We start from the raw sequence: 24139 nt of genomic DNA on the forward strand, positions 1-24139 counted from the left end.
TCTCCGCTTTCGACCGAGAGGATCGAAACGTTAATAGAGCCAAACAACACTGCCCTACCAACTCCTTCTGGGCTTCGATGAACTGAAGCAACTCGCTGTCGAACTCCGCATAACCTCTTGTTTATCAAGGAGTTTTCCGTTTCGACTGCGCCGGAAGTGGGGCGAATTATAGACTTCCAGAATTTGCCGTCAACACCTTTTTCATATTTCTGTCATATAGGTCAAAAAGGCCACAAAACGCAAAAGCCGGCCCCAAGGGGCCGGCTTTTCACTACAACGCCTTACAAACTAGGAAAGGCAAACTGCGAGGCTTCATGGCTGGCCCGTTGCGGCCAACGCTGGGTAATCGCCTTGCGCCGGGTATAGAAACGCACCCCATCGGGCCCATAGGCATGCAAGTCGCCAAACAACGACCGCTTCCAGCCACCAAAGCTGTGATACGCCACAGGCACCGGCAGCGGAACGTTAACACCGACCATACCCACTTCAATCTCGTCACAGAACAGGCGCGCCGCCTCCCCATCACGGGTGAAGATGCAGGTGCCGTTGCCATACTCGTGATCATTGATCAGTTGCATCGCCGCTTCCAGGCTATCAACTCGCACCACACACAACACCGGCCCAAAGATCTCTTCTTTATAGATGCGCATCTCAGGGGTCACACGGTCAAACAGGCTGCCGCCCAGGAAGAAGCCCTCTTCATGTCCGGCAACACTCAAGCCACGTCCGTCCACCACCAGCTCAGCCCCCGCCGCCACACCGTCTTCTATATAGCCACTGACTTTGTCCCGTGCCTGGTCAGTCACCAACGGTCCCATATCCAGGCCACACGAAGTGCCCGCACCGATCTTCAGGGCCTTGACCTGCGGCACCAGCTTGGCAATCAACGCATCCGCCACCTGGTCACCCACGCAAACGGCTACCGAGATCGCCATACAGCGTTCACCGCAGGACCCATACGCCGCGCCCATCAAGGCGCTCACGGCGTTATCCAGATCCGCATCCGGCATCAGCACTGCGTGGTTCTTCGCCCCGCCCAGCGCCTGCACGCGTTTGCCGCGTTTGGTCGCTTCGGAGTAGATGTATTCGGCAATCGGCGTCGACCCTACAAAGCTCAACGCTTTCACTTCCGGTGCTTCGATCAGCGCATCCACCGCGCCCTTGTCACCGTGTACCACGCTCAATACGCCTTTAGGCAGGCCAGCCTCCTGCAGCAACTGTGCAATGAGCAGCGTCGAACTTGGATCACGCTCCGAGGGTTTCAGGATGAAACAGTTACCGCACACGATCGCCAGCGGGTACATCCACAACGGCACCATCGCCGGGAAGTTGAACGGGGTGATACCGGCCACCACGCCCAACGGCTGAAAATCCGACCACGCATCAATGTTCGGCCCCACGTTACGGCTGTATTCTCCCTTGAGAATCTCCGGCGCCGAACAGGCGTACTCCACGTTCTCGATCCCGCGCTTCAATTCGCCCGCAGCGTCTTCCAAGGTCTTGCCATGCTCTTCGCTGATCAACTGCGAGATACGTGCCTCGTTCTGCTCCAGCAATTGCTTGAAACGAAACATCACCTGAGCACGCTTGGCCGGTGGGGTATTACGCCAGGCCGGGAAGGCAGCCTTGGCCGAGTCGATTGCACGTTGAATGGTTTCGCGGCTGGCCAACGGCACCTGATGAATCACCTGGCCGGTGGACGGGTTATACACATCGGCAGTACGACCGGACTCACTGACCAACTGGCCGTTGATCAAATGCTGGATAAGACTCATGCGGGGCTCCTGAAAAGTTGTTCTATATAGAAGGAGAAATCAATCGATCTTGTTCAGCACTTCGCCGACCGCATCGAACAGGCGATCCAGGTCCTGCGGCTTGCTGTTAAAGGTTGGCCCGAACTGCAGGGTGTCACCGCCAAAGCGCACGTAGAAACCGGCTTTCCACAAAGCCATGCCAGCCTCGAATGGACGCACGATGGCATCACCGTCACGCGGGGCAATCTGGATTGCGCCGGCCAGGCCGTAGTTGCGGATGTCGATCACATTCTTGCTGCCCTTCAAACCGTGCAGCGCATTCTCAAAGTGCGGGGCGACTTCGGCTACGCTCTGCACCAGGTTTTCTTTCTGCAACAGGTCCAATGCCGCCAGGCCAGCGGCGCAAGCCACCGGGTGCGCCGAGTAGGTGTAGCCGTGGGGGAATTCCACCGCGTACTCCGGCGTCGCCTGGTTCATGAAGGTCTGGTAGATCTCGCTGCTGGCAATCACCGCGCCCATCGGGATCGCGCCATTGGTGACTTGCTTGGCGATACACATCAGGTCCGGGGTCACACCGAAGCTGTCAGCACCGAACATCGAACCGGTACGGCCGAAACCGGTGATCACTTCATCAAACACCAACAGGATGTTGTGCTGGTCGCAGATCTCCCGCAGACGCTTGAGATAACCTTGCGGGGGCACCAGCACGCCAGCGGAGCCGGCCATCGGCTCGACAAACACCGCAGCGATGTTCGACGCGTCATGCAATTCGATCAGCTTGAGCAGCTCATCGGCCAAGGCGATACCGCCCAGCTCCGGCATGCCACGGGAGAAGGCATTGCTCGCCAGCAAGGTGTGAGGCAGGTGGTCAACATCCATCAAGCCCTGACCAAACAGCTTACGGTTACCGTTGACGCCACCCAGGCTGGTACCGGCAATGTTCACACCGTGATAACCACGGGCGCGGCCGATCATTTTGGTCTTGGTCGCCTGGCCCTTCAGGCGCCAGTAAGCGCGCACCATCTTCACTGCGGTATCGGCGCACTCGGAGCCTGAGTCAGTGAAGAACACGTGGTTCAGGTTGCCTGGGGTCAGGTCGGTAATCTTTTCTGCCAGTTGAAATGACAATGGATGACCGTATTGGAAGCCCGGGGAGTAGTCCAGGGTACCCAATTGCTTGGACACAGCTTCCTGGATTTCCTTGCGGGTGTGCCCGGCGCCGCACGTCCACAGGCCCGACAATGAGTCGTACACCTTGCGGCCCTTGTCATCGGTCAACCAGCTGCCTTCGGCGGCCACAATCAGGCGCGGGTCACGCTGGAAGTTACGGTTGGCGGTGTAGGGCATCCAGTGAGCATCCAACTTCAGTTGGCTGGCCAGGGACGAAGGGGCGTTTTCGGGCATGTTCATCAGCAAAACCTCGCAAGGCAAAAGGCAGCGTCGGGATTGAAAAGCGTTCTTGCAGCTAAATTGCCACGGGGATAAAGTCGGTGAAATTCAACTCTTCTAACCTTCAGTCAGGCCTTCACTAAACTATGAGCATCCGTCGACCCGATCCTCTGGCCCAAGTCAGCGACTTCGATATTCGCCTGTTGCGCATTTTCCGCAGCGTGGTGGAGTGCGGTGGCTTTTCGGCGGCGGAAACCGTACTGGGTATCGGCCGCTCGGCTATCAGCCAGCAAATGAGCGACCTGGAGCAACGCCTCGGATTAAGGCTGTGCCAACGCGGGCGCGCCGGGTTCTCCCTGACCGAAGAAGGCCGTGAGGTGTATCAATCGGCCCTGCAGCTATTGAGTGCCCTGGAAAGTTTTCGCACTGAGGTGAACGGACTGCACCAGCATTTGCGCGGCGAGTTGATCATCGGCCTCACCGACAACCTCGTCACCCTGCCACATATGCGCATCACGCATGCCCTGGCGCAGTTGAAGGAACGCGGCCCGGACGTGCAAATCCAGATCCGCATGATCGCCCCCAACGAAGTCGAGCAAGGTGTACTCGACGGCCGCCTCCATGTCGGTGTGGTGCCCCAGGCCAGCGCCTTGTCGGGCCTCGAATACCAACCGCTGTACAGCGAGCGCTCGCTGCTCTATTGCGCGGTCGGCCACCCATTGTTTTATGCCGACGACAAGCAACTGGACGACACCCGTATCGACAGCCAGGACGCCATCGCCCCAACCTTCCGCCTGCCCGCCGACATCCAGGCCCATTACCAGGCACTCAACTGCACCGCCAGCGCCTCGGACCGCGAAGGCATGGCCTTCCTGATTCTCACCGGCCGCTATATCGGCTACCTGCCCGATCACTACGCCAATCTTTGGGTACAACAAGGCCGACTGCGCGCGCTGAAACCGGCTACACGTTTTTACGATTTAAGCCTCGCATCGGTCACGCGCAAGGGGCGTCGCCCTCATTTGGTGCTGGAAAGCTTTCTCGAGAGTCTGGCGGCAACGCGCTAACGCGGGCCTTTCGCTAAAAGCTGAGCAACTGGACAGCTTTTTGCAAGGGAGCAAGGACCTTGAACCGTCCGCCTCGAGTTTGCCCGCCATGCCACCAGAATCCTCCAGACCCAGCGACCTGATCTACGGCCTCAACGATCGCCCCAAACCGATCCCCGCTCTACTGGCAGCCCTGCAACATGTGCTGGCTGCCTTCGTCGGCATCATCACTCCACCGCTGATCATCGGCTCCACCCTGGGCCTCACCGCCCACCTGCCCTACCTGATCAGCATGGCGTTGATGGTTTCCGGCGCAGGAACGTTCATCCAGGCGCGTAGACCCTTTGGTATCGGTGCCGGGATGATCTGCCTGCAAGGCACCAGCTTTGCGTTTCTCGGCGCGGTGTTGTCGGCAGGGTTCCTGGTGAAGCAACGTGGCGGTAGCCCGGAGGAGATCATGGCAATGATCTTCGGCGTGTGCTTCTTCGGCGCAGCGGTACAAATTGTGCTGAGCCGGTTTATCGGGCAACTGCGCCGAGTCATCACGCCATTGGTCACCGGAATCGTCATCACCTTGATCGGTATCAGCCTGATCAAAGTCGGCATCACCGACCTTGGCGGTGGTTTCAACGCCCCCGACTTTGGCGCGCCAACCAACCTGGCCCTGGGCCTGTTCGTGGTGCTGACCATCATCCTGCTGAACCGCTCGAACACCCCGTGGGTGCGCCTCTCGGCGATCATCATCGGCCTGGCCCTCGGCAGCCTCGCGGCATGGTTCAGTGGCAAGTTGGTGCCGCAAGCCTTGCCCGACCTGCCGCTGGTCAGCCTGCCGATACCGTTTCGCTTCGGTTTCAATTTCGACTGGAGCGCCTTCCTGCCCATCGCGCTGATTTATCTGATCAGCAGCATCGAAACCGTCGGCGACCTCACCGCCAATTGCATGATCGCTCGCCAGCCTATCAGCGGCCCGTCTTATATAAACCGGCTCAAAGGCGGCGTACTCGGCGATGGCGTGAGTTGCATGATCGCCGCCACCTTCAGCACTTTCCCTAACACGACCTTCGCGCAGAACAATGGCGTGATTCAACTCACCGGCGTGGCCAGCCGCTACGTCGGCTTATACATCGGCGTCGTGCTGTGTTGCCTCGGCTTGTTTCCGCTGATTGGCGCCGTACTGCAGCAAATCCCCAAGCCGGTATTGGGCGGCGCGACCCTGGTGATGTTCGGCAGCGTGGCCGCCGCCGGTGTGCGCATCCTCGCGCAGGCACCGCTGGACCGGCGCAGCATGCTGATCATCGCCACCTCATTTGGTGTCGGCCTGGGCATTGCCGCCCAGCCGAACCTGCTGCATTTGATGCCGCCCTTGGTGCAAAACCTGTTCGACTCGGCCATCACCAGCGGCGGCCTGACCGCTATCGTGTTGTGCCTGTTATTGCCGGAAGCCAAAGCAACATCAGTTGCCGCAAACCACGCACTGGAAAGCGACACGCTGGAACCGCTTTGACGGTTTTATTGCATCGGGACTTGTCTGAGGCTTGAGGGTGGGTTATCTGTGCACACGTCGTCTCTATCGATCAGCACGGAAACCTCCATGAGCCTCGAAGTTCCTGCCCACAGCAACCACGCCGGTAAACCCGCCAGCCGCATTCGGCAAAAGAACGAACAAGCGATTCTCCAGGCTGCTGAAGACGAGTTCGCGCGCCATGGCTACAAAGGCACCAGCATGAACACCATTGCGTCGAGTGCCGGGCTGCCCAAGGCCAACCTGCATTACTACTTCACCAACAAGCTCGGCCTGTATATCGCGGTGCTCAGCAATATCCTTGAACTGTGGGATAGCACCTTCAATGCGCTGACCGCCGAGGACGACCCGGCCGTGGCGCTCACCCGCTACATCCGTACGAAGATGGAATTTTCCCGGCGCCATCCGCAATCTTCGCGGATCTTCGCCATGGAAATCATCAGTGGCGGCGAATGCCTTACCGAATATTTCAGCCAGGACTACCGCGCCTGGTTCAGCGGTCGGGCAGCCGTGTTCCAGGCCTGGATCGACGCCGGCAAGATGGACCCCATCGACCCCGTGCACCTGATCTTCCTGCTGTGGGGCAGCACCCAGCACTACGCCGACTTCGCCACCCAGATCTGCCGTGTCACCGGGCGCACCAAACTGACCAAGCAAGACATGGAAGACGCCGGCACCAACCTGATCCACATCATTCTCAAAGGCTGTGGCATCAAGCCGGCCCTATAAACGAAGCGATTTATGCCTTTCACGCTCACAGGCCTTTGCGAATTTCGTGAAGAAATACGCAAAAGCCGCTTTATCACCCTGGCGGCGCCGATCACCAGCCCGCAAGACGCCCAGGCGTTTTTCGAGCAGCACAGTGACCTGAACGCCACGCACAACTGCTGGGCCTGGAAACTGGCCGACCAGTACCGCAGCAATGACGATGGTGAGCCCGGCGGCACTGCCGGGCGACCGATTCTGGCGGCCATCGAAGCCCAGGGGTTTGATCAAGTCGCGGTACTGGTGATTCGCTGGTACGGCGGCATCCAGTTGGGCACCGGCGGCCTGGCCCGTGCGTACGGCGGCGGTGCAAACAAATGCCTGCAGAATGCCGACCGCATCGAGTTGATCAGCCGCGTACCGCTGAGTTGCGCCTGCGGCTTTTCCGAATTGAACCTGGTGAAACTGCGCGTTGCCGAACTGGGCGGGCTGGTGATGGAAGAAACCTTCACCGCCAACGGCGTCGAGTTACAGCTTGCGCTGGGAGAAGCACACATCGACACGCTGCAGACTCAACTCGCCGACCTGAGCCGTGGGCGTATCCTGCTGGAACGCTGAAACTGCCCACATCTACTGTGCACCCGCCTGTGGATAACCTGAGCACATCCGCCTGTAACCCTTCTGTCACAAGGCGTTGCGCGCGCTGTTCACTTTTTGTCCAATGAGACTTCGCGCCATTTACCCAAGTCTGCGCTAATGTAGTTCGCTCAATTCCCTGAACCGCGACGTCAAAGGAAGCCCTGCATGTCTACGCCAAAAACTGCACTGATCATCGGCGCCTCGCGCGGGCTGGGCCTTGGCCTGGTCAAGCAATTGCTCCAGGACGGCTGGGACGTGACCGCCACCGTGCGCGATCCGAACAAGGCCGATGCCCTGAAAGCCGTTGGCCCGGTACAGATCGAGAAACTGGACATGGACGATCAGCAAGCCGTGATCGCCCTGAGCCAGCGCCTCAAGGACCGCACCTTCGACCTGCTGTTCGTCAACGCGGGCGTCAAAGGCCCGGCCAATCAGGAACCCGGCCACGCCACCCTGGCGGAAGTCGGCCAGCTGTTTTTCACCAACGCCGTCGCGCCGATCAACCTGGCCCAGCGTTTTGTCGGGCAGATCCGCAAAGACAGCGGTGTACTGGCCTTCATGAGCTCAGTGCTCGGCAGCGTGACCATTCCCGATGGTTCGGACCTGGCGCTGTACAAGGCCAGCAAGGCCGCACTCAACTCCATGACCAACAGCTTTATCACCCAACTGGGCGACCACAAACTCACCGTGCTGTCGCTGCACCCGGGCTGGGTGAAGACCGACATGGGCGGCGAAAACGCACAGATTGATGTCGACACCAGCGTGCGCGGCCTGGTGGATCAGGTGAATGCCTACACAGGCAAGGGCGGCCATCATTTTGTCGACTACAAAGGCGACACCATCGCCTGGTAAGGACCACGGTTCAACAGGTGGGAGGGCGCGCGACTTGCTCCCTCACACACTGATCGCAGCCGCTTTCCTACACCTAGACCAGATCGCGAACTCCACGTAATCTAGCCACCTCGCCTTTACCGGCGACCCTGGATCAGCAGACAGGGCAACACTGAGCTGGCAAACCTGAACCCATCATTCAGAGGAGCCGGCCAATGCCTGCGACCCGTATCTGGTTAAAAAACCCCCTCGCGATTTTCACTGCCAATGGCCTCGATGCCCGTGGTGGCCTGGTGCTGCAAGACGGTGTGATCACTGAAGTGCTGGGCTGGGGCCAAGCGCCCGCAGTACCTTGTGGACAAGTGTTCGACGCCCGTGAGCACGTGATTCTTCCCGGCTTGATCAACACTCACCACCATTTCTATCAAACCCTGACACGCGCCTGGGCGCCGGTCGTCAATCAGCCGTTGTTCCCGTGGCTGAAAACCCTGTATCCGGTTTGGGCACGGCTAACCCCTGAAAAACTCGCCCTGGCCTCCAAAGTCGCGCTCGCGGAACTGCTGCTCTCGGGCTGTACCACGGCAGCCGATCACCACTACCTGTTTCCCGACGGTCTGGAAAATGCCATCGACGTACAGGTGGATAGCGTGCGCGAACTGGGCATGCGCGCCATGCTCACCCGAGGTTCCATGAGCCTGGGCGAAGCCGATGGCGGCCTGCCGCCGCAACAAACCGTGCAACAAGGCCAAGTCATTCTTGAAGACAGCCAACGCCTGATCCGCGAATACCACCAGCGTGGCGACGGCGCGCAGATCCAGATTGCCCTGGCGCCCTGCTCGCCGTTTTCCGTGACGCCGGAAATCATGGAAGCCAGTGCCGAACTGGCCAACAGCCTCGACGTGCGCCTGCACACGCATTTGGCAGAAACCCTCGACGAGGAAGACTTCTGCCTGCAGCGTTTCGGCCTGCGCACCGTGGATTATCTCGACAGTGTCGGCTGGCTCGGCCCACGCACCTGGCTGGCCCATGGCATTCACTTCAACCCGGATGAAATCGCGCGCCTGGGGGCTGCAGGCACGGGTATCTGCCATTGCCCGAGTTCAAATATGCGCCTGGCTTCCGGAATCTGCCCGACCCTGGACCTGCTTGCCGCCGGTGCGCCCATTGGCCTTGGCGTGGACGGTTCCGCCTCCAACGATGCGTCCAACATGATTCTCGAAGCCCGCCAGGCCCTGTACATTCAGCGCCTGCGTTACGGCGCCGAAAAGATCACGCCTGAAGGCGTGCTGGGCTGGGCGACCAAGGGCTCGGCGCAGCTGCTGGGGCGTACGGACATCGGTGAGTTGGCGGTAGGCAAACAGGCTGACCTGGCGCTATTCAAACTCGACGAGCTGCGTTTCTCCGGCAGCCACGATCCGATTTCGGCGCTGCTGTTATGCGGCGCCGACCGTGCGGACAGGGTGATGATTGGCGGCAAATGGCGAGTCATCGACGGCCAGATTGAAGGCCTGGACCTCAAAGGCTTGATCGCCGACCACACCCAGGCGGCGCGGCAGTTGATCGCCGGAACCTGAGTCAAACATAAATCAAAATGTGGGAGCGGGCTTGCCTGCGACAGCGGTATGCCAGTCGACGCTGAAGGTGACTGAACCACCGCCATCGCGGGCAAGCCCGCTCCCACATGGGTTCTTCGGCAATACTAAATCGGTTACAACCCAAGCAGCGACAGCATGATAAAGGTCGCAAACAACACGAAATGGGTCATCCCTTCGATGGCGTTGGTTTCGCCATCGTTGAGGTTGATCGCGCTGACGACCAGCGTGATCAACACCATCACGGTCTGCACCGGCGTCATCGCCATCTGGAACGGCTGGCCGGTGTAAAGCGCCATGGCCTCCATCACCGGCACCGTCAGAATGACGGTCGACAATGAAGCGCCCAAGGCGATGTTCACGACAGATTGCATACGGTTGGCCAGGGCCGCGCGCAATGCAGTCAAAATTTCCGGTGCCGCCGAAATGGCCGCGACCACAATTGCCGTGATGACCGGCGGTGCGCCGGTGCCTTCCAGGCCCAGGTCGAGGGTCTTGGACATCACCTCGGCCAGCGCGCCGATCACAATCACCCCGAACACCAGCGTACCGATGGAGAACGCCAGACTTATCGGCGGCTCCTGCTGTTCTTCAGGCTGTTTTTTGCGGCGTTTTTCCGGGTAGCTGTAGCTGAAGAAATAACTGTGCGGCCCTACCTGCATGCGCAGAAACAAGGTGTAGAGCACCACCATCGCGCCGATGGTGAAGGCCGAGTAAATTTTCCAGTCAGCCTCTGGGATAAATTCCGGCACCACCATCGACACGCCCATCGCGGTGAGGATCATCACACTGTAAGTACGTGCCGAATCGTCGTTGTAGGACTGCTCGCCATGCTTGATGCCACCCATCAATGCGGCCAGGCCGAGGATGCCGTTGATATCGAGCATCACCGCCGAATAGATGGTGTCACGCACCAACGTGGGCGACGGCTCGTTGCTCATCATGATCGCCAGGATCACCACTTCCACCAGCACGGCGGCGAGCGTCAGGATCATGGTGCCGTAGGGGTCACCGACTTTTTCCGCGAGTTGTTCGGCATGGTGCGCCACGCGCATCGACGCCACGACGATAAAGCCGATCAGTGTTACGCCAGCCAGCAGCGCCACCATTTGCCCGTTGTGGAGCATCCAGTGCTCCAGCGGGTAGGCTGCGATGGCGGCAATCAGCGCCAGCAGCATGTATTTTTCTTGCTTGAGGGATGTGAGCATTCCGGGCCTTTTCATACGGCTAATCAGTCATTGATGGGGTACAGACTGCACCACGCTGCTAACGTTTCGTTACACCTTAGTTCACAAGGCCTATACGTGAAGAAAAACGAATACTCTCCTGCTGGTCAGGTTTTGCCGATTATTTCAGCCATGGCCTGTAGAATGCTGCCATTGCACCTGATGAGAATTTAGACATGTACGATTGGCTCAACGCCCTGCCCAAGGCTGAATTGCACCTGCACCTGGAAGGCTCGCTGGAGCCTGAGTTGCTGTTCGCCCTGGCCGAGCGCAACAAGATTGCGCTGCCGTGGAACGACGTCGAAACCCTGCGCAAGGCCTACGCCTTCAACAACCTGCAAGAGTTTCTCGACCTGTATTACAAGGGCGCCGATGTGCTGCGCACCTCCCAGGATTTCTACGACCTGACCTGGGCCTATTTGCTGCGCTGCAAAGAACAGAACGTGATCCACACCGAGCCATTCTTCGATCCGCAAACCCACACTGACCGTGGCGTGCCGTTTGAAGTGGTGCTGAACGGCATCGCGGCGGCACTCAAAGATGGCGAACAGCAACTGGGCATCACCAGCGGCTTGATCCTCAGTTTCCTGCGCCATTTGAGTGAAGCCGAAGCCGAGAAAACCCTCGACCAGGCGCTGCCGTTCCGTGACGCGTTTGTGGCCGTGGGCCTGGACAGTTCGGAAATGGGTCACCCGCCGAGCAAGTTCCAGCGTGTGTTCGACCGTGCCCGTCATGAAGGCTTCCTCACCGTGGCCCACGCCGGCGAAGAAGGCCCGCCCGAGTACATCTGGGAAGCCCTCGACCTGCTGAAAATCCAGCGGATCGACCATGGCGTGCGCGCTATCGAAGACGAGCGTTTGATGCAACGGATCATCGACGAGCAGATCCCGCTGACCGTGTGCCCGTTGTCCAACACCAAGCTGTGCGTGTTCGATGACATGGCTCAACACAACATCCTCGACATGCTCGAGCGTGGCGTGAAGGTGACCGTGAACTCGGATGATCCGGCGTACTTCGGCGGTTATGTCACCGAGAACTTCCACGCGCTGCACACCTCGCTGGGCATGACCCAGGACCAGGCCAAACGCCTGGCGCAGAACAGCCTGGATGCGCGGTTGGTAAAGCCATAAGCAACACTGATTGAATGAATACAGGCTAAATGTGGGAGCGGGCTTGCTCGCGAATGCGGTGTGTCAGTCACCAGATACATTGACTGACACACCGCATTCGCGAGCAAGCCCGCTCCCACACTGGCCTCACCAGCCTTTAGATTTCAGTGAGCTCTTCCAGCGTCTTGCCCTTCGTCTCCTTCCCGAACACCCACACCACCAGCGCCGCCACCGCAAAGCACAGCGCGCCCAGGGCAAACACCCCGCCCTGCCCGGTTATCGGGAACACCAGCCCGGTCACCAACGGCCCCAGCAATGACCCGACCCGGCCAATCGCCGACGCAAACCCGGAGCCCGTCGCCCGCGCCGAGGTGGGATACAGCTCAGGCGTGTAGGTGTACAGCACCGCCCACATGCCAAACAGAAAGAACTGCATCAACAACCCTGAAGTAATCAGCAGCCCTACGTTGCCGCCGAATACCGCACTTTGCCCATACAAAAACGCCATCACCCCGCCGCCCAGCAATGTCACGACGCACACCGGTTTGCGCCCCCAGCGTTCCACCAGCCAGGCCGCCATCAGGAACCCGGGAATCCCGCCCAGGGAAATGATCACCGTGTAGTACACCGACTGCGTCACGGCAAAACCCGACTGCTGCAATAACGCACTCAGCCAGGACGTCAGCCCGTAGAAGCCGAGCAAGGCAAAAAACCACACGCTCCAGATCATCATCGTGCGCTGGCGGTATTGCACCGACCACAATTGCTGAAACGCCGAGAAAAAAGTGCCCGGCACGCTCTCAACACGTGGCAAGGCAATCGGCTCCGGCAAGTCAGCGCGGCCCAGGGACTTGCGCACTTTGCGCTCAATGCCCTGCAACACCTTATCTGCAGCCTCATGCCGCCCTGCCTGCTCAAGCCAGCGCGGCGACTCCGGGATAAAAAATCGAATCGCCAACACAAAGACCGCCGGCACCGCCAACACCAAAAAGATGTCCCGCCATCCAATCACTGGCAGCAGGAAATAAGACAACACACCCGCCGCCACAAAACCCAAAGGCCAGAAGCCATCCATCAAGGCGATATAGCGCCCGCGCCCTTTGGCGGGGATCAGTTCTGAAAGCATCGACTGCGCGATCGGAAACTCCATGCCCATGCCGATCCCCAGCAGGATGCGAAACAGCGTCAGCGTCTCCACCGTCTGCGCCGTGGAACATAGGTAGCTGGCGATGCCCCACAACACGATGCTCCACTGGAACACCGGTTTGCGCCCAAAACGATCAGCCAACATGCCGGATAAAGAAGCACCGACCACCATGCCGAAAAAGCTCGAACTGGCGAGTAACCCCGCCTGGGCAGTGCTCAGGCCGAACTCGGTTTTGATCGAACCTAAAAGGAAGGTCATCATCGCCAGGTCCATGGAGTCGAAGAAAAACGCCAGGGCGATGATGATGAAGATGATTCGGTGGTAACCGCTCATGGGCAACCGTTCCAACCGTTCCGCTGCGCTATAGCCTTGCATACCCATGCCGCACCCCTGTGTGAAAAATCCCCAAAGCGAGTGTGCGGCATCGTTTTGCCCGGTTATTGCTGGATACGACCTGACTGAAACTCTGAACGACGCTTGCGTCTATCCCGCAGTCAGCCGGTTGATTTGCGCAAGCCCGATATCGGTCACCGACAAAGCGCAGGACTCGTTGATCACGTTGATCCATCCGGACTGTAAAAAGAGTTGCAACAGCCCCACCCCCAACGTGCCCCCCAAGTGCGGTTGCTGCTGACTCCAATCAACACAGTCGCAGGCCAGGGGTGCTGCCAGTGCCTGGGTAAAAATACCCAGGCCCGCCAGATGCTGAGCGCCCTTGACGGTGACGTCGGTGCGCTGTTCATGACGGTTGATCCAGCCTGCTTCCAGCATCCGCCGGTACAGCCTTGCCGCCAACTCACCGCCCAGATGCCCATGACATAACCGGGCATGACGCAATGATGCCGGGGCTGCCAATGCCTGCGGCACAGCCAGCGGTGAACCACGCGCCGCGCTGGCCATGGTGGTACTGGCCAAGGCATCGATAGCGGCACTCACATCGGTAGCCGCTACACGATAGAGCCGCTTGCCACGCCGAGCCTCGATCCGCAGCAAACCGCCGCCCGTCAGACGTGCCAAATGCGCATTGGCCGATGCCGCTGACAGCCCGGCGAGTGCCGCCAACTCATCCGAAGTTTTTGCCGAGCCGTCCATCAAGGACCAGAGCATCGCGGTGCGCTTGGGTTCAGCGAGCAAGCTGGCGATCTGACTGATGCAAGGTGCTTCTTCCATGTATTCACTCCTTGTTAAATCATTTGTCTGCTGCGGTTGGAACCGAAGTATAAGGGCGCAAACCGCCCGCTCCGCGGCGTCTGACAGCGCGGATTGGGACAGGATCTGAGTGAAATTTCCTGCTGTAGTGAAGGCGATTACGCAGTACGCAATGGCCCCGGCCGTTGCGCGGTCAAAACCGCACAACGGGACACGAGCATTTCCCGCAGCAGGTTAATGGGTTTGCTCAATTGCGCACGGTGGGCGCACAGCAAATTGAGCGGCGTACGCTCGCCACGCAACTCCGGCAGGATCAAGCGCAAGCGCCCGGCCAACACGTCGCTGCTCACATCCAGCCAGGATTTGTAGGCAATGCCGACCCCCGCCACTGCCCAGCGGCGCACCACATCGGCGTCGTCACTGAAGCGGTCCCCGGTCACCGTCAGGCTGACCTCGCGTTTGCCATCGTGAAAACTCCAATGGTCGTGCACACGACTGCCGAGCATGTACAGCAGGCAATTGTGCTGGGCCAGTTGCTCCAGATGGCGGGGTTCGCCATGCCGGGCGAGGTAGCTGGGTGCGGCGCACAGCACCCGGATATTATCCGGGGCGATGGGCAGCGCGATCAGGCTGGAGTCTTCAGGCTCGCCGTAGCGCAGTGCGATGTCCACCGGCTGGCGGAACAGGTCGGCAATCCGGTCGCCGAGCAGCAGGCGTATGTTCAGTTGCGGGTATTCACGCTGAAACTCATCCAGCCACGGCAACAACTGATTACGCCCGAAGTCCGAAGGTGCCGACAGTTGCAACACGCCGCTGACATGGTCCTGGCCGCTGGCCAACAAGCGCCGCCCTTCGTCCAGCGAACTCAACGCGGCGCGGGCATATTCCAGGAAGCCCTCGCCCTCGGCAGTCAAACGCAGGCTGCGGGTGGAGCGTGCCAGCAAGCGTGCACCGAGTTGCTGCTCGATACGCTTCAACGCGGCGCTGGCTACCGCGGGCGACAGGTCCATCACCCGTGCCGCCGCCGACAAACTGCCCAGGTCCGCCGCCCGCACAAACAACTGCAAATCATCAAAGCGCAGCATGCATTCCCACCCACTATCAAAATTCTATTGAAACAGACTGCTGTTTTAGCCGCTTTTATCTTGATGGGAAATAGCCAATCATCTGCCCATACCGTTCATCACGTGCCAGGAGTCGAATATGTCCGCTGCCTTTAACGTCATCGCCACGCTGATCGCCAAACCCGGCCAACACGCCACCCTCGAGCCCCTGTTGCGCGATTTGCTGGAACCGACCCGCCTCGAAGCCGGTTGCGAGCAGTACGACCTGCATCAGGACCTGCAACACCCCGAGACCTTCTACATGCTCGAACGCTGGAGTGACGAGGCAGCGCTGGCCGATCACGACCAGAGCCCGCATATCCAGAACTTCCGCGCCAAGGCTGCCGATGTGATCGAACACTTCGAACTCAAGCGCCTGAAGTTTCTCGCCTGATTACCGCCTTTTTCCGGAGCCCCCATGAAAGCTATTGCCTACTACGCCTCACTGCCGATCAACGATCCAAAATCCCTGCAAGACATCGAACTGCCAGAGCCTGTCGCCGGCCCACGCGACTTGCTGGTGGAGGTCAAAGCCATCTCGGTCAACCCGGTGGACACCAAGGTGCGCCAGAACGTAGCCCCGGAAAATGGCGCCGCCAAGGTGCTGGGCTGGGACGTGGCCGGTGTGGTCAAGGCCGTCGGCAGCGAAGTGACGTTGTTCAAAGCCGGTGACAAGGTGTTCTACGCCGGCTCCCTGGTCCGCCCGGGCGGTAACAGCGAGCTGCACACGGTGGATGAACGCATCGTCGGCCACATGCCCAAAAGCCTGGGTTTCAGCGATGCAGCCGCGCTGCCGCTGACCGCCATCACCGCCTGGGAGCTGCTGTTTGAGCGCCTGCAAGTACGTGAAGGGAAACAGGACGAAGGTCAGAGCCTGCTGGTCGTCGGCGCCGCTGGCGGTGTGGGTTCGATCCTGACCCAACTGGCCAGCCAGCTCACCGCGCTGAAAGTCATCGGCACCGCCTCGCGCCCGGAAACCCAGGAATGGGCAAAGGCGCTCGGCGCCGACCTGGTGATCGATCACAGCCAACCGTTGAGCGAAGCGCTGAAAAACGCCGGCCATCCACGCGTGACCCACGTCGCCAGCCTGACCCAGACCGACCATCACCTGGACCAACTGGTGGAAGCCCTGGAACCTCAAGGCAAGCTGGCGTTGATCGACGACCCCAAGGCGCTGGATGTGAGCAAGCTCAAGCGCAAGAGCCTGTCGTTGCACTGGGAGTTCATGTACACGCGCTCGATGTTCGAGACGCCGGACATGATCGAACAACACAACCTGCTCAACCGCGTGGCAGAACTGATCGACGCCGGCACCTTGAAAACCACGGTGGGCGAGCACTTCGGTGTGATCAATGCGGCAAACCTGCGCCGTGCCCATGCGCTGCTGGAAAGCGGCAAGGCCAAGGGCAAGATTGTGCTGGAAGGGTTCTAATAGAAAGTCTGTCGGTGTGGTGCATTATTCATGTGAGTAATGGACCACACCGCTAGTCAGAGAGTTGATCTTTGTCATATTTGTGAGCGCATTCGGGTTTATATTGGCCGCCTTTGCCACGATTCTTTTACGTGAGGAAGTCAGCAATGAAGATCCTGATAAGAGCGTTAGCAAAATCCCCAGGCAACAAATGGCAAGTCAGCCTCGACGGCGACGCCTTCACCTTCCGCAATGAAGCCGAGGCCCGTGCCTTTGCCGACACCCTGCAGGCGCGTATCCAGGCGCCCCACCGCATTCCCCTCAGCCAGCAACGTTCCGCCGCCTGCTGATCCGTACCTCAGACCTGCGCCTGTGCGGCCCTCGCCCGTTGCAGGCGCTGGGTCGACATTGCAATGGTCACCGCCAACACACCGCACACGCTGATGACTATCGCCATCGGCATGGCCGTGCCGTCATGCAATACGCCCACCAGCGACGCCGCGCCCGCCGCCACACCAAACTGAATGCAGCCAAGCAGCGCCGACGCACTGCCGGCCCGCGCACCCTGCCCGCTCATGGCGCAGGCCGAGGTGTTGGGCAAAATGCAGCCCAGGCTTGCGATGCAGATAAACAGCGGCACGAGCAATGGCCACAAGGCTTCAGTGCGCAGGGCGGCAATGCCCAGCAGCGTCAACGCTGCCGCTACGTAGACCCACACCGTGCGCGACAGCAAAAACGCCGGGCCACGCTTGGCCAGCAAGCGCGCATTGAGCTGTGCTACCAGGATAAAGCCGGCAGCGTTGGAGCCGAACAGCCAGCCGTAATGCTCGGCAGGCACACCGTACAGCTTGATGAATACGAACGGTGAGCCGGCGATGTAGGCAAACATCCCGGCAATCGAGATGCCGCCGGTCAAGGCGTAGCCGAGGTAAACCCGGTCTGACAACAGCGCGGCGTAGCGGCGCAGTGACCCGGACAACGGCTGGCGAGGCTGGTTGGCCGGAAAGGTTTCCGGCAACCCGACGGCCACGGCAATGGCCGCCATGACGCTGAACACCGACAACGCCAGGAAGATCGACTGCCAACCCCACAAGCCGACCATCACCCCACCCGCCAAAGGCGCGAGGATCGGCGCCAGGCCGGTGACCAGCATCAGTTGCGAATAAACCTTGGCCGAACCCACGGCATCACATTTATCGCTGACTACCGCCCGTGAAATCACCATGCCTGCGCAGCCACCAAGGGCCTGCACGAAGCGCGCGCCGATCAGCCATTCCAACGACGGCGCATAAGCGCAGGCGAAGGACGCCAAGGTAAACAGGGTGACGCCGCTGAGCAGCGGCACACGCCGACCAAAGCGGTCCGCCAGTGGGCCGTAGATCAATTGGCCGATGGCCAGGCCGCCGAAATACACCGCCAGGGTCAGCTGGATATGTTTTTCATCGGTCGCGAAAGCCGTGGCCATTGCCGGAAAGCCCGGCAGGTAAAAGTCGATCGCCAACGGCGCGAAGGCGCTCAAGGCGCCCAGGATCAGGATTATGCGGAGGTTCATCAGACACCCAAGTGAGTCGGCAGCCCGACAGTCTAGCCGTGCTTGGGTGCCCTGAACATTACGATAGCTCGCTAACTATCAAAAAATTCAAGCAAGCTTGGCGTTGTAGCCTTCTTCAGTGATCAGGCTGATGACCTCATCGGCAGACAGATGACTATTTTCAACACTCACTGCTTTCGCCGCCAGGTCGACCTTGACGCTCGCCGCCGGGTCCTGGCTTTGCACCGCCTGGGTAACCGCCCGGACGCAATGGCCGCAGGTCATTCCTTCAACGCTGAATACTTGCATGACATGACTCCTTTGATGAGGTTGTGGCCAGTTTTGACCTTGCCACGATGGCAAGGTCAAGCGTTGAAACTGTCGGCCGGGCTGGTATTCAGCCGCCGCCTCGGCCAAGCTTCATTTCTCTTAGATATAAACCACGGAGCATTCGCCATGCGCTGGTCGTTTTTTAGCCTTATCGGCCTGTTGAGCTTGTCTGCCGCTGCGCCCATGGCCTGCGCCGATGAGGATTATGCGGTGCTGATCATCTCCCGCGAACGCCTGGAAGTACCGACCAACTGCGAGATCGGCCTCTACATTCAGGACCAGTTGGCCGGGCGCCTGTTCCAGGAACAGGCCACCTCGTTCAACTTGCCTGCCGGCAATGTGTCGCTGCGCCTGAAGCTGCTGCCGGGCCAATCGCCTGGTTGCCTGCCGGGCATGCTCGCCCCGCCGGCGCAGAACATCACGCTGAAAGCCGGCGACATACGCAAGTTGCGGATCGCCCAAGGCCCGGACGGTATGTACCTGAAACCCGCTGCACTGGAATATTAAAGGCGCTTGACCTTCCCCACAGGTCAAGGTTGATCCTAGGGGCAACTTCTTCTGGAGGACTGCCCCATGAATGGATCCACCACATTTGACCTGCCCATCGGCGGCATGACCTGCGCCAGCTGTGCCGGCCGCGTCGAACGGGCGTTGGGCAAAGTGCCTGGGGTGCAAAGCGTCAGCGTCAACCTGGCCAATGAACGCGCGCATGTCGAAGTGCTGGGCAAAATGGACCCCGCAGTATTGATCGCCGCCGTCGACAAAGCCGGTTACACCGCCACGCTGCCCCAAAGCGAAACCGTCACCGACGCCAATCAAGCCCGACGCCTGCACCGCGAGCGTTGGGCGTTGCTGCTGGCGATTGTATTAGCGCTGCCGTTGGTTCTACCGATGCTAGGGGAGCCCTTCGGCCTGCACTGGATGCTCCCTGCCTGGGTGCAGTTCGTCCTGGCCACGCCGGTGCAGTTCATTTTGGGCGCGCGTTTCTATATCGCCGCCTGGAAAGCCGTGCGCGCCGGCGCCGGCAATATGGATTTGCTGGTCGCCATCGGTACCAGCGCCGGTTACGGCCTGAGCCTGTATGAATGGCTCACCGCGCCCGCGGGCACCCTGCCGCATCTGTACTTCGAAGCCTCCGCCGTGGTGATCGCCCTGGTGCTGCTCGGTAAGTACCTGGAAAGCCGTGCCAAACGCCAGACCGCCAGTGCCATCCGCGCCCTCGAAGCCTTGCGCCCCGAGCGCGCGATTCGCGTGTTTGAAGGACGCGAAGAAGACGTCGCCATCAGCGCGTTAAAGTTCGACGACCTGGTGCTGGTGAAGCCGGGCGAACGCTTCCCGGTGGACGGCGAAGTCGTGGACGGCCAGAGCCATGCCGACGAAGCCTTGATCAGCGGCGAAAGCCTGCCCGTGCCGAAACAGCCGGGTGACAAGGTCACCGGCGGCGCCATCAACGGTGAGGGCCGTTTGCTGGTGCGCACTCGGGCTGTTGGCGGGGAAAGTGTGTTGGCACAGATCATCCGCCTGGTGGAAGACGCCCAGGCGGCCAAAGCCCCGATCCAGAAACTGGTGGATAAGGTCAGCCAAGTCTTTGTGCCCGCCGTACTGGTGCTGGCGCTGATCACGTTGGTGGGCTGGTGGCTGTACGGTGCGCCACTGGAAACCGCGATCATTAATGCCGTCGCTGTGCTGGTAATTGCCTGCCCGTGCGCATTGGGGCTGGCCACACCGACGGCGATCATGGCCGGCACCGGCGTCGCCGCGCGCTACGGCATTCTGATCAAGGATGCCGAAGCGCTGGAGCGCGCCCATGATGTCAGCGCCGTGGTCTTCGACAAGACCGGCACCCTCACCTCCGGCACGCCGAAAATTGCGCATTTGGCGGCGATGGACGGTAATGAGGTTCTGCTGCTGCAACAAGCCGGCGCGCTGCAACGCGGCAGCGAGCACCCATTGGCCAAGGCCGTACTGGATGCCTGCAGCGAAAAAGGGCTGCACGTGGCGGATGTGAGCGCCAGCCAATCCCTGACCGGGCGCGGCATTGCCGGCACGCTTGACGGCCGGCAACTGGCGCTGGGCAACCGCCGAATGCTGGAAGAAAACGGCTTGAATGCAGGCAACCTGGCCGAGTCCGCCAAGGCGTGGGAAGCCGAAGGCCGCACGTTATCCTGGTTGATCGAACAAGGCGCACAACCCCGTGTGCTGGGGCTGTTCGCTTTTGGCGACACCCTCAAGCCCGGCGCACTGGAGGCGGTGGCACAACTCAAGGCCCGGCACATCAGCAGCCATTTGCTCACCGGCGACAACCGCGGCAGTGCCCGTGTGGTGGCCGAAGCCCTGGGTATCGACGATGTACACGCCGAAGTCCTTCCCGCCGATAAGGCCGCCACCGTCACCGAGCTGAAAAAAACCGGTGCAGTGGCGATGGTCGGCGACGGCATCAACGACGCCCCGGCCCTGGCCGCCGCCGACATCGGTATCGCCATGGGCGGCGGCACCGACGTGGCGATGCACGCGGCCGGGATCACCCTGATGCGCGGCGACCCACGCCTGGTGCCGGCCGCGCTGGAGATCAGCCGCAAGACCTACGCCAAAATCCGCCAGAACCTGTTCTGGGCCTTTGTGTATAACTTGATCGGTATTCCGCTGGCGGCGTTCGGCTTCCTCAACCCGGTATTGGCGGGTGCGGCCATGGCCTTGTCCAGCGTCAGTGTGGTGAGCAATGCGTTACTGTTGAAAACCTGGAAGCCCAAGGATTTGGAGGATCAACACCCATGAACATCGGCCAGGCAGCCCGTCAGAGCGGGCTGAGCGCGAAGATGATTCGCTATTACGAATCCATCGGCCTGCTCAAAGCCGCGCACCGCACCGACAGCGGCTATCGGGTGTATGGCGCCGACGACTTGCACACGCTTGCGTTTATCAAACGCTCGCGGGACTTGGGGTTTTCGTTGGAAGAGGTCGGCAAGCTGCTGACCTTGTGGCAAGACCGGCAGCGGGCCAGCGCCGACGTAAAAGCCTTGGCGCGCCAGCACATCGAGGCGCTGAATCAGAAGATTCTGGAGCTGGGGCAACTGCGCGATACGTTGCAGGACCTGGTGGAGCACTGCCAGGGCGATCATCGGCCGGATTGTCCGATTCTCAAGGAGTTGGCGTCGGGCAGTTGTTGCGCCTGAGCGGATGCACACAACACACCTGTGTGAGCTGGCTTGCCTGCGATGCAGACACCTCGGTATGTCAGTTACACCGCGGTGATGCTATCGCAGGCAAGCCAGCTCCCACATTCGATCGCCGACTGAGCCTTACTGCATCCAGGGCGGCGGCGGTGGCTCGTCGGGCACTTTACTCGCAGGCGCATCATCCGCCGCCCGTATCGCCTGGCGACGCTCTTCATCCAGCCGCGCCGCTTCGATCTCGCGGATCACACCGCCCACGTCCGCCAACTCTTCCGGCTCGTCGAACTCGCCGGTCAAGACGCTGGCCGGGTGCAAGGTGCCGGCTTCATACAACGCCCACATTTCCTTGGCGTACTTGGTCGTCTTCAACTCCGGGGCAAAGCGCCCGAAGTAGGAAGCCATGTTGCCCACATCCCGCTCCAGCATGCTGAACGCGTGGTTGTTGCCCGCCGCATCCACCGCCTGGGGCAGGTCGATGATCACCGGGCCCGTCGGCGTGAGCAGTACGTTGAACTCGGACAGGTCACCGTGCACCAGGCCGGTACACAGCATCAGTACGATCTGGGAAATCAGGAAGGCGTGGTATTCGCGCGCCTGGTCCGGCTCCAGCGTGACGTCGTTCAAGCGCGGGGCCGCATCGCCGTATTCATCGGCCACCAGTTCCATCAACAGCACGCCTTCAAGGAAGTCGTACGGCTTGGGCACGCGAACGCCCGCACCCGCCAGACGGAATAATGCCGCGACTTCAGCGTTCTGCCAGGCGTCTTCGGTTTCTTTCTTGCCGAACTTGGAGCCCTTGGCCATGGCCCGGGCCTGGCGGCTGTTGCGGACCTTGCGGCCTTCCTGGTATTCGGACGCCTGACGAAAACTTCGTTTATTAGCCTCCTTGTAAACCTTGGCGCAACGCAATTCGTTGCCGCAGCGCACCACATAAACAGCTGCTTCTTTACCACTCATGAGTGGGCGCAGCACTTCGTCGACCAGACCGTCTTCGATCAGGGGTTCAATGCGTTTAGGAGTCTTCATCAGCTTTTATTGTGGGTCCTTTATTACCAAATACGCGTATGGCACTCGTTATACGGCAATCAGCTCGCCGGTGGGAGGGGCTACCGACCTCTGACCACTGAAGAATGCATGCAATAGGCCAATTTTGTCGGCAATTACCGTTCGATGATCGCCGTCACCCCCTGACCGCCGGCGGCGCAGATCGAAATCAGCCCGCGGCCCTTGCCCGCTGCATCCAGCAATTTGGCCAGATTGGCGACGATGCGCCCGCCGGTGGCGGCAAACGGGTGACCGGCCGCCAATGAACTGCCTTTGACGTTGAGCCGGCTGCGGTCGATGGCGCCCAGCGGCGCATCCAGCCCCAGGCGCGTCTTGCAGTAGTCGGCATCTTCCCAGGCCTTGAGCGTGCACAACACCTGGGCAGCGAACGCTTCGTGAATCTCGTAGTAATCGAAGTCCTGCAACGTCAGGCCATTCCTCGCCAGCAGGCGCGGCACGGCGTACACCGGCGCCATCAATAGCCCTTCGGCACCGTTGACGAAATCCACCGCGGCCGCTTCACCATCGCGCAAGTAGGCGAGGATCGGCAAACCCCGCTCCTTGGCCCAGGCTTCACTGCCCAGCAATACCAGGGAGGCGCCGTCGGTCAGCGGCGTCGAGTTGCCGGCGGTGAGCGTGCCCTTTTCGCTGCGTTCGAACACCGGTTTGAGGCTGGCGAGTTTTTCCAGGGTCAAGTCCGGGCGCAAGTTGTTGTCACGGGTAAGACCCAGAAAGGGCGTGAGTAAATCGTTGTGCCAGCCTTCGGCGTAGGACGCGGCCATTTTCTGGTGGCTCTCCAGCGCCAGTTGATCCTGCTCGGCGCGGGGGATTTGCCAGGTCTGCGCCATCAACTCGCAGTGCTGGCCCATCGACAAGCCGGTGCGCGGCTCGCCATTACGCGGCAGTTCCGGTTTGAGGTGATGCGGACGAAGTTGTAACAAGACTTTTAACTTATCCGCCATGGACTTGCTGCGGTTGGCTTGCAGCAGGATCTTGCGCAGCCCCTCATTCACCCCGATCGGCGCGTCGGACGTGGTGTCGACGCCACCGGCAATCCCACATTCGATCTGGCCCAGAGCGATCTTGTTGGCCACCAGCAACGCAGCTTCCAGGCCGGTACCGCACGCCTGCTGAATGTCGTACGCCGGCGTTTGCGGCGACAGGCGCGAGCCCAGCACGCACTCGCGGGTCAGGTTGAAATCCCGTGAATGCTTGAGCACCGCACCCGCCGCCACCTCGCCGATGCGCAGGCCGTGCAGGTTGTAGCGTTCGATCAGGCCTTCCAGCGCCGCCGTCAACATCGCCTGATTACTCGCCGTGGCATAAGGGCCATTGGAGCGGGCGAAGGGGATGCGATTACCGCCAATGATCGCTACACGGCGCAATTGAGTCATGGAAAGCTCCCTGAAGGTTATGAGGTGAGTCTGTGAGACTAGCC

The 24139-nt window shown here is 60.4% G+C and carries 23 protein-coding genes; 13 read left to right on the forward strand and 10 right to left on the reverse strand.

Translation table 11 applies throughout. The features are described from left to right. Positions 1-281: 281 nt before the first annotated feature. Both ACLBW8_RS10615 and ACLBW8_RS10620 read right to left on the reverse strand, forming a co-directional pair. Entirely contained in the window at positions 282-1775 is a 1494-nt protein-coding gene (locus ACLBW8_RS10615; protein WP_447805321.1) for a CoA-acylating methylmalonate-semialdehyde dehydrogenase, read from the reverse strand. A 39-nt stretch (positions 1776-1814) separates the two neighbouring features. Then, positions 1815-3164, reverse strand: coding sequence for an aspartate aminotransferase family protein (locus ACLBW8_RS10620; protein WP_064450534.1), 1350 nt, complete (start codon positions 3162-3164; stop codon positions 1815-1817). Positions 3165-3289: 125 nt separating this feature from the next. Here ACLBW8_RS10620 and ACLBW8_RS10625 point away from each other — a divergent pair, with 125 nt between their 5' ends. The 6 genes from ACLBW8_RS10625 to ACLBW8_RS10650 all read left to right on the forward strand — a co-directional run bounded on the left by ACLBW8_RS10625 (position 3290) and on the right by ACLBW8_RS10650 (position 9460). Continuing rightward, positions 3290-4210: a LysR family transcriptional regulator gene (locus ACLBW8_RS10625; protein WP_447805322.1), complete on the forward strand. Its 921-nt coding sequence runs from the start codon at positions 3290-3292 to the stop codon at positions 4208-4210. Positions 4211-4298: 88 nt separating this feature from the next. After that, positions 4299-5693 (forward strand): uracil-xanthine permease family protein, encoded by a 1395-nt coding sequence (locus ACLBW8_RS10630; protein WP_447805323.1) that lies wholly within the window; start codon positions 4299-4301, stop codon positions 5691-5693. 87 nt (positions 5694-5780) lie between these two features. Then, positions 5781-6440: a TetR/AcrR family transcriptional regulator gene (locus tag ACLBW8_RS10635; protein ID WP_447805324.1), complete on the forward strand. Its 660-nt coding sequence runs from the start codon at positions 5781-5783 to the stop codon at positions 6438-6440. Positions 6441-6452: 12 nt separating this feature from the next. Next, positions 6453-7034 (forward strand): IMPACT family protein, encoded by a 582-nt coding sequence (locus ACLBW8_RS10640; protein ID WP_447805325.1) that lies wholly within the window; start codon positions 6453-6455, stop codon positions 7032-7034. A 186-nt stretch (positions 7035-7220) separates the two neighbouring features. Then, positions 7221-7907, forward strand: a complete 687-nt coding sequence (locus tag ACLBW8_RS10645; RefSeq protein ID WP_221293823.1) for an SDR family oxidoreductase — start codon at positions 7221-7223, stop codon at positions 7905-7907. 194 nt (positions 7908-8101) lie between these two features. Continuing rightward, positions 8102-9460, forward strand: a complete 1359-nt coding sequence (locus tag ACLBW8_RS10650; protein ID WP_447805326.1) for an 8-oxoguanine deaminase — start codon at positions 8102-8104, stop codon at positions 9458-9460. Positions 9461-9594: 134 nt separating this feature from the next. On the opposite strand, the gene ACLBW8_RS10655 is transcribed toward ACLBW8_RS10650, so the two are convergent. Then, positions 9595-10686, reverse strand: coding sequence for a calcium:proton antiporter (locus ACLBW8_RS10655; protein WP_064450528.1), 1092 nt, complete (start codon positions 10684-10686; stop codon positions 9595-9597). A gap of 194 nt (positions 10687-10880) precedes the next feature. Between ACLBW8_RS10655 and ACLBW8_RS10660 the strand changes: the two genes are divergently transcribed. Continuing rightward, a complete protein-coding gene (locus tag ACLBW8_RS10660; protein ID WP_064450527.1) occupies positions 10881-11834 on the forward strand; it encodes an adenosine deaminase in 954 nt (317 codons plus the stop codon). A gap of 136 nt (positions 11835-11970) precedes the next feature. Here the strand turns inward: ACLBW8_RS10660 and ACLBW8_RS10665 are convergent, their stop codons facing one another. From ACLBW8_RS10665 to ACLBW8_RS10675, 3 genes are all read right to left on the reverse strand, one after another. After that, positions 11971-13341, reverse strand: coding sequence for an MFS transporter (locus ACLBW8_RS10665; RefSeq protein ID WP_447805327.1), 1371 nt, complete (start codon positions 13339-13341; stop codon positions 11971-11973). 102 nt (positions 13342-13443) lie between these two features. After that, entirely contained in the window at positions 13444-14130 is a 687-nt protein-coding gene (locus tag ACLBW8_RS10670; RefSeq protein WP_447805328.1) for a transcriptional regulator, read from the reverse strand. A gap of 137 nt (positions 14131-14267) precedes the next feature. Beyond that, entirely contained in the window at positions 14268-15194 is a 927-nt protein-coding gene (locus ACLBW8_RS10675; protein WP_447805329.1) for a LysR family transcriptional regulator, read from the reverse strand. Between the two features lie 118 nt (positions 15195-15312). Here ACLBW8_RS10675 and ACLBW8_RS10680 point away from each other — a divergent pair, with 118 nt between their 5' ends. The 3 genes from ACLBW8_RS10680 (at position 15313) to ACLBW8_RS10690 (ending at position 16973) form a co-directional block, all read left to right on the forward strand. Continuing rightward, positions 15313-15606: a putative quinol monooxygenase gene (locus ACLBW8_RS10680; RefSeq protein ID WP_064450523.1), complete on the forward strand. Its 294-nt coding sequence runs from the start codon at positions 15313-15315 to the stop codon at positions 15604-15606. Between the two features lie 24 nt (positions 15607-15630). Further along, positions 15631-16644 carry a zinc-binding alcohol dehydrogenase family protein gene (locus ACLBW8_RS10685; RefSeq protein WP_447805330.1) on the forward strand — a complete coding sequence of 338 codons (1014 nt, stop codon included), beginning with the start codon at positions 15631-15633 and terminating at the stop codon, positions 16642-16644. 146 nt (positions 16645-16790) lie between these two features. After that, on the forward strand, positions 16791-16973 hold the full coding sequence (locus tag ACLBW8_RS10690) for a hypothetical protein (protein WP_447805331.1): 183 nt from the start codon (positions 16791-16793) through the stop codon (positions 16971-16973). Between the two features lie 8 nt (positions 16974-16981). Here the strand turns inward: ACLBW8_RS10690 and ACLBW8_RS10695 are convergent, their stop codons facing one another. Continuing rightward, positions 16982-18175, reverse strand: a complete 1194-nt coding sequence (locus ACLBW8_RS10695; protein ID WP_064450520.1) for a multidrug effflux MFS transporter — start codon at positions 18173-18175, stop codon at positions 16982-16984. Positions 18176-18262: 87 nt separating this feature from the next. Beyond that, positions 18263-18463 (reverse strand): heavy-metal-associated domain-containing protein, encoded by a 201-nt coding sequence (locus ACLBW8_RS10700; protein WP_447805332.1) that lies wholly within the window; start codon positions 18461-18463, stop codon positions 18263-18265. A gap of 147 nt (positions 18464-18610) precedes the next feature. On the opposite strand from ACLBW8_RS10700, the gene ACLBW8_RS10705 reads away from it, so the two are divergent. The 3 genes from ACLBW8_RS10705 (at position 18611) to cueR (ending at position 21657) form a co-directional block, all read left to right on the forward strand. Further along, positions 18611-18991: a hypothetical protein gene (locus ACLBW8_RS10705; RefSeq protein ID WP_053254169.1), complete on the forward strand. Its 381-nt coding sequence runs from the start codon at positions 18611-18613 to the stop codon at positions 18989-18991. 66 nt (positions 18992-19057) lie between these two features. Then, complete coding sequence (locus ACLBW8_RS10710; RefSeq protein ID WP_447805333.1) at positions 19058-21259, forward strand: heavy metal translocating P-type ATPase; 2202 nt, start codon at positions 19058-19060, stop codon at positions 21257-21259. Further along, positions 21256-21657 carry a Cu(I)-responsive transcriptional regulator gene (gene cueR, locus ACLBW8_RS10715; RefSeq protein WP_221293820.1) on the forward strand — a complete coding sequence of 134 codons (402 nt, stop codon included), beginning with the start codon at positions 21256-21258 and terminating at the stop codon, positions 21655-21657. Before ACLBW8_RS10710 ends, cueR begins: the two co-directional genes overlap by 4 nt. Positions 21658-21783: 126 nt before the next feature. Here cueR and ACLBW8_RS10720 read toward each other — a convergent pair whose 3' ends face one another. Both ACLBW8_RS10720 and ACLBW8_RS10725 read right to left on the reverse strand, forming a co-directional pair. Beyond that, positions 21784-22683 (reverse strand): PA4780 family RIO1-like protein kinase, encoded by a 900-nt coding sequence (locus tag ACLBW8_RS10720; protein ID WP_064450516.1) that lies wholly within the window; start codon positions 22681-22683, stop codon positions 21784-21786. A 134-nt stretch (positions 22684-22817) separates the two neighbouring features. Beyond that, the gene (locus tag ACLBW8_RS10725) at positions 22818-24095 is read right to left on the reverse strand and encodes an acetyl-CoA C-acetyltransferase (protein WP_064450515.1); all 1278 of its coding nucleotides are present in this window, start codon (positions 24093-24095) and stop codon (positions 22818-22820) included. Positions 24096-24139 lie beyond the last annotated feature (44 nt).

The sequence above is a fragment of the Pseudomonas sp. M5A4_2d genome (genome assembly GCF_053345295.1).